General features: G+C 66.6%; 7 protein-coding genes. 4 read left to right on the top strand and 3 right to left on the bottom strand.

Annotated elements, in window-relative coordinates; genetic code table 11:
• Window positions 1-490: 490 nt before the first annotated feature.
• The 4 genes from ACW173_RS18560 (at window position 491) to ACW173_RS18575 (ending at window position 6564) form a co-directional block, all read left to right on the top strand.
• Complete coding sequence (locus ACW173_RS18560) at window positions 491-994, top strand: RNA polymerase sigma factor (RefSeq protein ID WP_492081567.1); 504 nt, start codon at window positions 491-493, stop codon at window positions 992-994.
• On the top strand, window positions 991-1917 hold the full coding sequence (locus ACW173_RS18565) for a FecR family protein (protein ID WP_492081568.1): 927 nt from the start codon (window positions 991-993) through the stop codon (window positions 1915-1917). The genes ACW173_RS18560 and ACW173_RS18565 overlap by 4 nt, the downstream gene beginning before the upstream one ends.
• A gap of 121 nt (window positions 1918-2038) precedes the next feature.
• Entirely contained in the window at window positions 2039-4930 is a 2892-nt protein-coding gene (locus tag ACW173_RS18570) for a TonB-dependent receptor (RefSeq protein WP_492081569.1), read from the top strand.
• A gap of 140 nt (window positions 4931-5070) precedes the next feature.
• Window positions 5071-6564: a CehA/McbA family metallohydrolase domain-containing protein gene (locus tag ACW173_RS18575; protein ID WP_492081570.1), complete on the top strand. Its 1494-nt coding sequence runs from the start codon at window positions 5071-5073 to the stop codon at window positions 6562-6564.
• 598 nt (window positions 6565-7162) lie between these two features.
• Here the strand turns inward: ACW173_RS18575 and ACW173_RS18580 are convergent.
• From ACW173_RS18580 to ACW173_RS18590, 3 genes are all read right to left on the bottom strand, one after another.
• Window positions 7163-7819, bottom strand: coding sequence for a hypothetical protein (locus ACW173_RS18580; protein ID WP_492081571.1), 657 nt, complete (start codon window positions 7817-7819; stop codon window positions 7163-7165).
• A 121-nt stretch (window positions 7820-7940) separates the two neighbouring features.
• Window positions 7941-9608, bottom strand: coding sequence for a carboxylesterase/lipase family protein (locus tag ACW173_RS18585; protein WP_492081572.1), 1668 nt, complete (start codon window positions 9606-9608; stop codon window positions 7941-7943).
• Window positions 9609-9675: 67 nt separating this feature from the next.
• On the bottom strand, window positions 9676-12507 hold the full coding sequence (locus ACW173_RS18590; RefSeq protein ID WP_492081573.1) for a TonB-dependent receptor domain-containing protein: 2832 nt from the start codon (window positions 12505-12507) through the stop codon (window positions 9676-9678).
• Between the last annotated feature and the right edge of the window lie 419 nt (window positions 12508-12926).

A 12926-nucleotide genomic window follows, 5' to 3' on the forward strand; every position in this document is an offset into this window, starting at 1 on the left:
CTGCCGCTTCTACGCGCCAGCCAACTTCTACTCGGACACAGGAAGCTCAAGAGTACGGTCCGATAACTTGGCATTGAGGTCGACGACGCGCTGGAGGTGTCCGAGCGGATCGACCTGTGAAGTGTTGGTCACCAGTCTAGTGCGGCGCGTGTGTTATGCGCGGTCGCCTTAGCCTCCGACAGCGGGGTCTGCGAACAGAGCTTTCCTGCCAGCAAAACCCCAACATAATCCGCGAAGATCAGGCGAGCGGACGGCGAGTGTCGGCCGACAAGGCGGCTGAGGAAAAAGCGTGACCCTTGGGGGCTCCGCTGGGCACGCGAATGCTGTCGCGTTTTATGGCGCGCGGGGTTGCCTGTTCGGGCCTATGCGGCCGCGTGAAAGCAATGGCCGTGCGCAAAACCGTCATCAAGGCGTGTTAGCGCCGCCCGATGATCGCAATGCGCGCGCGTAGCTTTGTTATTCTCGACCCGGGCGCTCGCGGCGGGCGCGGATGAGCGACCTCGCCAGCCTGCGCGCCCAGCGTCACGACCTCTACCACTTCATCGTCCGCCGCACGCGCGACCCGGCCGCCGCCGATGATTTGGCGCAGGAAACGCTTCTGCGCCTGATGACCTACGAGCGCGCGCGGACTGTCGTCGATCGGGCGGCTTTGGGCTACCAGATCGCGCTGAACCTGGTCCGCGACCACTTCCGTCACCGCAGTCGCCGGCCCGTCGAGGCTCTCGCCGACGACATTCCCTGCGAGGCCCCCGCCGCGGAGCAGATCCTGATGCATCGCCAAAAGGTCGAGGTGTTCGGAAAGGTGCTGGACGCCATGCCGCCGCTGCGGCGCGACGTCTTCATTCGGCGGCGGTTGCACGGTCACTCCACCCGCCAGATCGCGGCCGAGCTAAACATGAATGAGGCGGCGGTCGAAAAGCATGTGGTGCGGGCGCTGGAGCAGCTGCATCGCGAGATGGCCAAGGCCGAGCGTCGCGCGGGAGGCCGTCCATGAGCCGGGCCCGGCAAGAGGCAGCCGTCTGGGTCGCGCGTCGCCTGGACCGTCAGGATCGCGACGACCGCGACTTCGAGGCCTGGCGCGCGGCCGGCGCCGGCAACAGCGCGGCTTTCGACCAGATGTGGACCACGGCGCAGGACGCGGCGCTGATCGAGGCCATGGCCCTCGATGTTCAGCGCCGCTCCGTCCGGCGACCGGCCTGGGCGCCGATCGCGGCCCTGGCCGGTGGCCTGGCGACCTGCGCCGTCGCCCTGGTCCTTGCCTGGCCGCGGTTGCAGCTGATGACCGTGGAGCCGGTGACCTTCCAGACGAAGCCGGGTCAGATCCGCACCGTAGCCCTGGCCGACGGCTCGAAGGTGACCCTGGACGGCGCCAGCCGGCTCGAGGCGCGGCTGGGCTCGCACCGCCGCGAGGTGCGCCTAGTGGACGGCGAAGCCTATTTCGATGTCGCCCACGACCCCGCGCGGCCCTTCACCGTCAGCGCGCCGGAGGGCTCGGCCCGGGTGCTGGGTACGGCCTTCGATCTGGAGCGCGGCGACGGCAAGCTGGAGCTGTCGGTGCATCGCGGCAAGGTGCGCCTGGCGCCGGCGGGCCTGATCCGGCGCACCGCCGACCTCACGCTGGGTCAGAAGGCCTTCGCCAAGGAAGGCCGTCTTTCGCGTCCGCGCGTCTTTGATCCGTCGGCGGACGACTGGCGCTCGGGCTGGCTGGAGACCGACGGCGTGACGCTGGCGCGGTTGGTCGAGCGGCTCAACCGCGCCTCGACGAGGTCGATCGTCATCGAGGATCCCGCCCTGGGCCGTCGGCGCGTGGCGGGACGGTTCCGCCTCGACGAGCCCGAGGCCCTGGTTCGCAATCTGGCGCTGGTCCACGGCTTTCAGGTGCGCGAAGAGGCCGGAAGCTTGGCGTTGTCTCGCTGACCACCTCGCCGAGGATTGGGACGTCGCGGAAACTTCACAAAATTCTCTGTCCTGGAAAGGCGTTGACCGACGTCTTCCCCGCCGAAGCCGGCGAACGCGCCGCGCGAATTCGGGGATGACGATGACCTCCAAAACCTTTGCCTGGCTTGGCGCGGCGTCCGCCGTCGCCCTGCTGACCGCCGCGCCCGCACTGGCGGCTCCGCCCCCCAAGCCTGTCCTGGCCATTCCGGCGGGTGACCTAGCCTCGGCCCTGCCGGCGTTCTCGCGCGCCACCGGCATGCAGGTTCTGGCCGATCCGGCCCTGCTGGCGGGCAAGCGCGCCGGCGGCGTCACCGGCGAGCTGAACGTCGATACCGGACTGACCCAGCTGCTGCGCGGCACGGGCCTGACCTATGTGCGCAGCGGCGGCGCGGCCATCCTGCGCCCGGCCGCCCAGAAGATCTCGACCGCGCCCTCGCCCCGCGCCGAATTGGCCGCGCTGGTCGCCGACGCGCCGCGGGAGGCGGCCAGCACCGTCGAGGAGATCGTGGTCACCGGCGGCTTCGCCAACTCGCTGGCCCGGGCGCTATCGGACAAGCGCAAGGCCACCAATGTGGTCGATGGCATTTCGGCCGAGGACATCGGCAAGTTCCCGTCCAACAACATCGCCGAGGCCCTGCAGCGCGTGCCGGGCGTGGCCATCACCCGCGACCGGGGCGAGGGGTTGTTCGTGCGCGTCCGGGGCCTGGGTCCCAACTTCCAGATCGTCACCCTGAACGGGCGCAGCGCGGCGGTGAACGAGAACATGCGCGACAGCGGCCAGAGCGGCCGCCAGTTCCGCTTCGACACCCTGCCGTCCGAACTGGTCGCCGGCGTCACGGTGGGCAAGACGCCGCTGGCCTCGTTGGACGAAGGCGCGATCGGCGGCGTGGTCGATATCAAGACCTTCCGCCCGCTGGAGCTGGGCCGCAGCACCGTGGCCCTGTCGGCCACGGCCAGCATGCCGCAACTGGCCGACAAGACCGATCCGCGTGTTTCGGGCCTGATCAGCTGGACCAACCAGGCCGAAACGTTCGGCGTGCTGGCCGCGGCGGTCTACGACCAGCGCACCCTGCGCCAGGACCGTATCACCGGGGTGGGCTGGAGCTATTCGGACCCGGCCACGGCCTTGGGCAAGAGCCTGATCGCCCAGGGGATCAACCTCTATCCCACCGCCATCCGCCCGACCCTCGAGCGCGAGGACCGCGAGCGCAGGGGCGTGGTCCTGTCGGCCCAGTATCGTCCGACCGAAGAGACCGAAGTGACCTTCGACGCCATCTACACCAAGCTGGACGACCACTATGACGAGCTGACCTATTCGGTCGATCAGACCGTCAGCACGCTGGTTCCCGGCTCGGCGGTGATCAAGGACGGCACGCTGGTCGGCGGCACGGTGACCTCGACCAGCCAGATCGGCCGCGAGGTCAGCGATCTGGCGCACGACAACCTGATGGTCGCCGGCAAGATCCGCCAGAAGCTGGATGACTGGACCCTGACCGCCGACGTCGCCTATGCCCGGGCCTATTCGGAGACGTCCAACCCGATCACCCGCACCCGCCTGCTGGGGCCGATCGGCCAGACGACCTTCGCGATGACCAAGGCCGACGACGACGCCGCGCCCAGCGTCAAGCTGCTGACCACCGATCTCAACAATCCGTCGCTGCTGCCGTTCCGCCGCATCGAATGGCGCGTCAACGACTCCACCGATGATGAAACCGCCATCCAGTTCGACGCCGAGCGCCCGGTGTCGTGGGGGCCGCTGACCCGCTTGCGGTTCGGCGTGAAGTACCGCGAGCGCTCGCGCGACTACAATCGCGCCGACATCAACTTCACCACGAACCTCGCCAACAAGACCTTCGGCGCCGAGTATTTCGACGCCTTCCCGGTCAGCGACTTCCTGGGCGATGTCGACGGGACCCTGCCGACGACCTGGGCCATGCCCGATCCGGCCGCGTTCTGGGCCTTGGCCGACAAGACCCAGAAGGGCACGGCGCGCGCCGACCAGCGCAATTCCTACCATGTGTCGGAGGACATCGGCGCGGCCTACGCCCTGACCGACATCGAGTCCCACCTGTTCGGCGCGGGGTTGCGGGGCCAGGTCGGCATGCGTCTGGCGCAGACCAGGCAGGTCTCGGCCGGCCATGCCGACAACGGCACGGCGGCGATCCCGGTGCGTTACGAGAAGACCTATAGCGACGTCCTGCCGACGGCCAACTTCGTGCTGGAGATGTCGGACACCCTGCAGGCCCACGTCGCGGCGGCCAAGGTCATCACCCGGCCATCCTTAGCCGACCTGGCGCCGCGCCTGACCTTGAACTCGTCAGGCACGGTTCTGACCGCGGTCGGCGGCAATCCCGAGCTCCAGCCGTTCGAGGCCTGGCAGTACGACGCCACCGTGGAGTGGTACTTCGCCCCGGGCAGCGCCCTGATCGCGGGCGCGTTCTACAAGGACATCACAACCTTCGTTTACAGCCAGAAGACCAACATCGTGGTCGACGGCCAGACCTATCAACTGACCTCGCCGACCAATGGCGGCAAGGCGACGATCAAGGGCGTGGAGCTGGCCTATCAGCACCTGTTCAAGGGCTTGCCCGCGCCGTTCGACGGTCTGGGCTTCCTGGCCAACTATACTTACACCGACACCGAAGCGACCTACTCGCCGACCCTCAAGGACGAGATGGTCAACGTCGCCAAGAACAGCTTCAACGTCACCGGCTTCTACGAGAAGGATCGCTTCGCGGCCCGGGCCAGCTACAGCTGGGTCGACGACGTGCTGCAGGACGTGGGCGGGGCGGGCCTGTCGGCGCTGAACGACAGCGCCTTCGGCTCGCTGGACGCCAGCGTCAGCTACAAGATCACGCCCCAGATCACGGCGGCGGTCGAGGCCCAGAACCTGACCGATGCGGCCCAGTGGCAGTTCGTCAAAGGCGGCTGGTTCGGCGGCTACACCAAGTACGGGCGCACCGTGAGCGTCGGCTTGCGCGCCAAGTTCTAAAACCTTCCTCTATTCCCTAGACTGATCCGCGCGGCGCCGTCGCGCGGGTCGCTTTTTCTTCCGGTCACGGATAGATCCGACCGCTCGCCAGGCGGGGCTCGAGACGGAAGTGTCGCAATTCGCCTTTAGGGCCTTTGACCATGCGCAGAACCTCATCGCTCACCGCCCTCATCGCCGCCTTCGGCCTGGCCTCCGTCGCGTCGGCCCATCCGGGCCACGCCATTCAGCCGGTCGCGCCCAAGCATGGCCCGGCCCGTCTGGCCAAGCCGTCGGAGCGGCGCTGGCTGGCGGGCGACCACCATGTGCACAGCTGGTTCAGCGTCTCGGTAAAGCCCTCGGACCAACCCGGACAACCGCCGGTGCTGGTCAAGGCCGGGGACGCCAGCAACCCGATCACCACCAACGCCCAGCAGGCCGCGAAGCATGGTCTGGCTTGGATGGTCGCCACCGACCACGGCGGCCCCAATCATTCCAAGCTGAACCGCGACGAGGCCTATCCCGAACTCGTACGCTCGCGGCGGCAGACGCCCGGCTTGCTGCAGTTCTGGGGCATGGAGCTGGACACGCCGGCGGCCGAGCATTCCAGCGTGATCCTGCCGCGCTCGGCGGCCGAGCGCGACGCGCTGTTCGGCATCGAGAGCCGGTATAATCGCCGCGAGCCCTGGCCGGCCGATCCCGCGCGCGACGAAGAAGTCTTCATGCTGGAGGCGCTGCGCCACATGAAGGCGCTGCCTCGGCCGCCAGTGGTCATCGCCAACCACCCGTCGCGCACGGCGACCGAGGTGGGGAAGTATGGCCTGGTCTCGCCGTCGGAACTTCGGAACTGGAACGACACCGCGCCCGACGTCGCCGTCGGCATGGAAGGCGCGCCCGGCCATCAGGCGTCGAGCCTGAAGCGCGACGGGACCCTGGATCCCAAGGGCGACCGCGGCGGCTATTCGCGTGCGCCGACAATGGGCGGTTTCGACCAGATGACCGCGCGCGTCGGCGGGTTCTGGGACGCCATGCTGGGCGAGGGACGTCGCTGGTGGATCACCTCGACCTCGGACTCTCACCGCCACTATACCGACGGCGGCAGCGACTTCTGGCCTGGCGAATATTCCAAGACCTATGTCAAAGCCGCGAAGACCTACGACGACGTGCTGGACGGCCTGCGCAACGGGCGGGTGTTCGTGACTCTGGGCGACCTGGTTTCGGAAGTCGATGTCACCGCCATGACCGCCGACGGCGCGCGCAAGGCCGAAATCGGCGGACTACTAGAGGTTCCGGCTGGCGGCGACGTCACCGTGGTCATCCGCGTGCGTGATCCGGCCGGCAAGAATTTCGGCGGACAATCGCCGCAGGTGGCGCGGATCGACCTGATCCAGGGCGACATCGTCGGAACGGCGGTGGACCGCACCCTGGACGCCAACCCGACCACCCGCGTCATCCGTAGCTTCACGCCCGCCAGTTGGGTGCGCGAAGGCGAGGTGCTGTCGATGGTCTATGTGCTCAAGGACGTGCGCCACTCGACATATGTTCGCCTGCGCGGCGCCAGCGGTTCGGAGGTCGAGCCACAGCCCGATCCGCTGGGCGAGGATCCCTGGTCGGACCTGTGGTTCTACGCCAACCCGATCTTCATCGCCGTGAAGTGAGGACGATGCTCGGCGGGCCCGGTGGGGCTCGCCGAGGCATTCATCGCCGGGACGCGCGAGATCAAGGCCAAGTACGATCCGCGCGACCTTCCCACCTCTATGTCCGTATTGGAGGGCGCGGCTATGTCACGGTCCCGCTGAGCCGTTTTCGCGAGGGGCCGCCCCTGACGCTGTGGCTGTATAGTGCCTCGCGCCGCGGGGCGGGGGGAGGCGGGCAAGAACCGCCCTCACCGCGAGACCCTTCAACACGCCACCGCGCAGGCCGAGCGGATCATTCAGGATGCCGCGGGGCGATCGACGCAGGCGGCGCGTCAGCTCGAACGGCTGTCTATCGCGCGAGCCGCGGCTGGGGCAGTGGATAGGGCGCTCCACGCCGGTTCGACCTGACCATGATGACGCCGATTGGGGCGGCGCCTTTGGGGGAGGGGAGTGATGGCGCCCCGATCCCCTGATCAAGGACAACCGCGTCATCAAATATGATCCGTGACAACAGCAGAAGACACCTGACAGGCAGCGCATCTTTCTTCCGAAACTGCATGTTCGCCGAGTGTTGCAGCCAACAAGTATAAGCCCAGCAAGGGAAATTTTCTCTTAGGGCCTAATTTCGCCGTTGCATTATAAACGCGGACGGCCGTTGCAATCGGCAATAGGAAAGCAATGCGCCGCGTTGAGCGGGGGCGAAGTCAGCGCCAACGCCGAGTAGGCCTGTTGACCGCGCACGAGCGAAGCTGTCGATCACGTCATCAGCGGCTCTACGTACGGGCGCTTCGCCGATCGCGTCGCCCACCGATTTCTGCAGCTGGTCCAGGCCTTCGGATTGCGCCACTGCCTCGAAGTCCGCGAGGGCGCGCTCTTGCCAAGCATAGAATGCCGGTGCCAGCCGAGCATCTTGGTTCCAGCGTTCCGCGAAGTTCTCACCTGTGGTGGTCTCGTTGGTGATGATGAAGATCACGCGCCCCTGGGAAACTGCTCGCTCGATGAACACCGGCATCAGCCTGATTGTGTCGCACACTAAGTCGAGCTCGTTATCGTAGGGATAGGAAGTTACGCAGTGCTCGTAGACCTGCATAGCTAGTGTTGTGATGATAATCGAAAGCGGCGGAAGCGCAGCGTCCTTGTTCGCGAAGAAGTGGTCGCGATGCACCTTCAGAAGTTGGATCAGACGACGGAGCACGCCCTTCCGCAGGCCATGTTCGGGATATGACGTCACCTGAGCGTAGGCTCGACTGTCCATCGCCTTGGCCATGCGGGTCATGATCTGCAGCGCCGCGCGACGCTCGAACAGAGTGCGGTACTCGCCAAGCAGGACGCTGAAGAATGCTTGGTTCCGATTCTTCGCATTTCCAACCAGTGTGTCGTATCCGATGGCGTCGCCGTCACCAGGCGTCGTTCGTCGCGAAGAAGCGCGTCCATAAGGCGTATTTGGCGCCGTCGGCGATCGGCGTGGGACCGAACTGGTCGCCGAGGACCATGACCGCGGGCTTGTCTGGATCGAAGCGCGGCCAGGCCGGCAGGTCCGCGCCGTTCGGGTTGCCCGTCTTGGCGTAATTGGCCCAGTAGGATGACATCATGTCGGCGATACGCCGGTCCTTGTCGGTCCAGGGCAGGTCGACTTTGTCGAGGCTGTTGAAGACGTAGAAGATCTCCGAGCCGTGATAGGCGCCGCGCGTATCGTGGTCGGGACCAGGCGTGGCGTGCGCCCACCAATAGGTGAAGACCGGCTTGCCGGTGTCTCGCGTCCACTGACGCGCCCACAGGTAGGTCGAGATCTGGCTGTTGTCGTGGATCGCCTCGTTGTTCTGGCGGGCGGCCTCGTCGTCCGTCGTGGCCGGATAGAGCTTCAGGAACGCGTCGGCCATCGGGCCGAACTTCCGCCGTGCCGCCGCCTGGAAATCGGCGAGGGTGGCGATCTGACGGGGTGAGCCGCGCGTGATCTCGGGCTTCGGCGCGCCGGGCGCGCGAAGCTTAGCCCAGACGCCTTCCGGCGCGGCGCCGCCTTCGTCGCGGTTATTGCCGGCGATGTAGACGACGGGGTTTTGGGCCTTCAGCGCGAAGGCCTGGCTGAAGGTGCGTGGCAGGACGTATCCGTCGATGACAGGGCGGAAGAACGGCGGCCGGCCTGTTCCGCCCGTATAGACCTCGTCCTCGGTGCTGGGCGTCTCGCGGATCAGCGCTTGCCAGGGCAGGGCGCGAAGCTCGGCCAGCGATTTCGCACCCAGCCTGGCCGTATAGGCGGCCCCGTCCTTTTCGGCCTTGGACTTCTCGCGCCAGGACGAGGACAGATAGCGCAGCTCCAGGTCTCGGGGCCAGCGCACCTGGCTCTCGGCCAGGGCCTGGCTGTAGAGCCCTTTGGCCAGCGGCGAGATCGACAGGAAGTTGACCGTACCGCCGCCGGCCGAATGGCCAAACAGGGTGACCTTCTCGGGATCGCCGCCAAACGCGGCGATGTTGCGCTTGACCCATTGGAGCAGCGCGATGTCGTCCATAAGACCATAGTTGCCCGAAGCGTCGTGGCCGGACTCGCGGCTCAACTCCGGCGTCGCCAGGAAGCCGAGCGGACCCAGGCGGTAGTTGAAAGTGACGAGGACGACGCCCTTCTTGGCCAGGGCCTCGCCGTCCAGCTTGGGCAGCGATCCAGCCTCCGCGCCGAAGCCGCCACCGTGGACCCAGACCAGTACGGGCCGCCGTTCGGAGGCGCTGGTCGCGCCAGTCCAGATGTTGGCGACCAGGCAGTCTTCCGACATCGGTTCGTTGCCCGGATTGTTCGACTGCGGACAGACGTCGCCGAACTTGTCGGCCTTGCGTACACCGCTCCAGGCCACGGGGCGGGCCGGCGGTCGCCAACGAAGATCGCCCACAGGGGCGGCGGCGTAGGGCACACCCTTGAAGACCGTGATTGACGGATCGCGGGCTGGGGTCCCCTCGATCAGGCCGGTCTCGATCCGTACGGGACCCTTGATCTCTGCCTGCGCCGCCGAGGCGGGGAGCGCGAGGACGGACGCCGCGGCCAGGCCGCTGGCGAGAAGGAGGCGGAGGGTAAGCATGGAATGGACTCGTCTAGGCGCGGTGCGAAGAGAGGACGGGCCTGGGAAGTTCCCAGGCCCGCCATGATCACATCTTCATTCGGAAGCCGAAGGTGAAGTAGCGACCGATCGGATCGTCGGTGATCGCGAAGCCAGCGAACCCGCCTGGAGCAGTCGAGCTGCCCGTCGCGTTGGCGGCCGGGGGCGTGGCGTCGAACAGGTTCTGGACGTTGAGGAAAAGCTCGCTCGATCCAAACGTCGAGCCCGGCAGCTTGTAGGTGATGTTCAGCGACGTCTGGGCGTAGGAGTCGATGCTGTCGGCGCCATTGAGCCAGACCACGGTCGGATCGCCCGAGAGCTTCAAGCCGTTACGCCAGCGCTGCATCACGTCGACCCGCAGGGCGTCGGTCACGGCATAGCTGAGCATGCCGGTCAGGCGCCAGGACGGCGCGGCCGTGATGCCGGTCGAACCGAAGGCGACGCCGCCCTGGTCGATCGTCGGCACGGCCGGCTGCTGGTAGCGGATGTGCGGCTGGTAGGCCGCGAGGCCGCGCAGGGTCAGGCGGCGGCCAAACAGCGTTCCGCTGTAGTTGGCCTCGACGTCCACGCCGTGAGAGTCGACGACGGCGAGATTGATCGGCTTTACCAGCCAGTCGGTCACCGCGCCGGCCGCGTTGCGGACGATCAGATCGCAATAGGTGGCGACGTTGGTGAGGTTGCAGCCGTTCTGGATGGCCGGCTGGAAGCCCTGGACCGTGGTGATCGCGTTGGTGATCTCGATCTTGTAGTAGTCGATCGCGAGGCTGAGGCCCGGCGCGAAGCTCGGCTTGTAAACAAGGCCGACGGTCTTGGTCTTGCCGATCTCGGCGGTCAGGTCGGGATTGGCCAGGTTGACCGAGGGCAGGGGATTGGACGCCCCGGTCTTCAGGTCGGCATTGGTCACGATGACGACCGAGGTCGGCGCGAACAGATCGTTCAGCGTCGGCGCGCGAATGTCGCGCGAGAGTGTACCGCGGATGCGCAGTTGGTCGTTGACGTGCCAGTCCCCGCCAAGCTTCCAGGTCCAATAGCTACCGACGGTATTGTACTTGGTGTAGCGGGCGGCCGTGTTGATCTCGAAGGCCTCGATGAGGGGTTTGTCGACGATCAACGGCACGTTGGCTTCGGCGGCGACTTCCCACACCGTCTGTTCGACGCTCGGGCTGGCCGGGAAGGTGTTGCGATAAAGGAACGTCCGCGCACCCGTGGCCACGCAGTTGTAGCGAAGGTTGGTGCAGTCGGCGAACTGGTCGGGGCGCGCGGCGCTGCTTGACTTGAAAGTCTGACGCCGCCATTCGCCCGACAGGGCGACCTTGACGGGGCCGGCCCAGGTCGAGAACGGCGAGCCCGAAATGTCGCCGGCCAGATCGTCCTGGGTGGTCCGGCCGACATAGAGCGTGTCGTCCAGGATGTAATCTATCGCCGCCGCGCTGGCGGAGGTCGGGCCGAACAGGTTCAGCGGCGCGCAGTTGGCGTAGGCCGCCGCGGTCGCCGCCTGGGTCGAGGCGTAGCAGACCGGCGAGCCGTTGTTCCCCGGGACGGCGTCCAGCGCCGCCGAGAGCTTCTGATTGTTGACGTTGTTGAGCAGCGTCGTCGAGAGCTTGGCCTGCCCGCGCGTGTAGCTCAGGTTCCAGGCGTAGGAACCCAGCTTGCCGTCCAGGCCGGTGTTGAAGATGAACTGGCGCGTCTCGGGAATGGCGCCGAACCGTTCCGGCTGGTTGAAGATCTTGCTGAGCGTGAAGGTCGCCGCCGGGATCTGCGCCTGATAGGCGGCCGACAGGAACGGGTTCGTCTTGCTCAGGGTGATGTTCGAGAGGTTGACATCGTCGCCGTAGAACTTGTTGCGCTTGGCCGTCAGGCCGGCGCTGGCGAAGAAGTGGGTGTCGGCGGAGAGGTCGTAGTCAAACCGGCCATAGACTTGGTGCATCCGCTGGGACGCCTTCAGCGAATGGTCGAGATAGCCGCCGGCGCCGCCGCTCTGGGTGGTGGTCCCGGCATAGGTCGTGCCGTTGACGAACGGGCTCAGCACACCGTCGGCCGAGAAGTACTGGCCGCTGATCGCGCAGGCGCCGGTGCAGGTGATGCGGCCGCCGAACGGCTGCGCCGAGAGCGTCGCGTTCTCGATCAGCTGGTAGGGGATGGTCGTGCCGTTGCCGACCACCACCGGGCGCGAGAAGAAGTCGCGGTCCGATCGGCGGGAAACGCCCTCGTCGCCGCGGTACTCGTAGCTGGCCTCGAAGTGCCCGCGGTCGTTCAGCAGGCTCTTGCCGAAAGCGGCGCCGGCGGCCTTCTGCAGGCCGTCGTCGTATTTCGAGATGCCGACCTGGCCATAGGCCTTCACGCCGTTGAACTTGGTGTCGGTGATGAAATTGATCACGCCGGTGACGGCGTCCGAGCCGTAGACCGCCGACACGCCACCGGTGACGACGTCCACGCGCTGGACCAGCAGTTGGGGAATGACGTCGGCGTCGACGATGTTGCTGATCGAGGTCGGCGGTACGCGACGGCCGTCCATCAGCACGAGATTGCGGGTGGCCCCGATGTTGCGCAGGTTCAGCTGAGCCGCCACGCCATTGCCGCCGCCCACGCCCCCGGTCGCCGAGGCGTTGCTGATCTGGCTGCGCGAACCCGAGAAGACGGGCATGACCTGTACGGACTCGGTCAGGCTGGTCGGGCGCAGGGTGGTCAGGGTTTCGGTAGCCACGGCGGTGACCGGCGTCGGGCTGTTGTTGCCGTTGCTGACGCGCGAACCCGTGACGACCACGACGTCGACCACCTGTGAATCGGAGGACGCCTGCGCGGTTTCTGCGAAGGCGGCGTGGCTCATCACCAGCAGGCTGGCACCGCTAAGCAGGGCCGGAACTAAGTTCATGCGGATCATCGTTTTCCTCCCCGATGCGGCCTCATCGTCGCGCACTCGGCGCTGACCGCTGGATGGTTTTGTGGCGTTTTAGACGCTCTGTTTTCCGCCGCGTTGTTGCGGCTGAGAAATTAAGGGGAAGCTAGGGGCGCCGAGTAGGCGACCGCGCTATTCAATCCACGGAGCCGGAGATAGGTTTTGGCGGCGTCGAAGGCTGACGGGCGCCAGCTGGGCGGATCTTCCCTTGTCGGAAATGCGGTTAAAGCCGTGGCGAAACCGGCAATTGACGCGGTGTGGGGGCGCTATTCAATTTGCGCCGGCCGTGCGCGGTTTCATCGGTCGGCGCATTGACCGATTGGCGATCGCATCACCTCCATCCAGACAACGACCGCCAGACTCGGGCTGAACGCTCGCGCTGGCCAATATCCTTCGCCGACCTC

It is taken from the genome of Caulobacter sp. ALps2, from assembly GCF_058681635.1.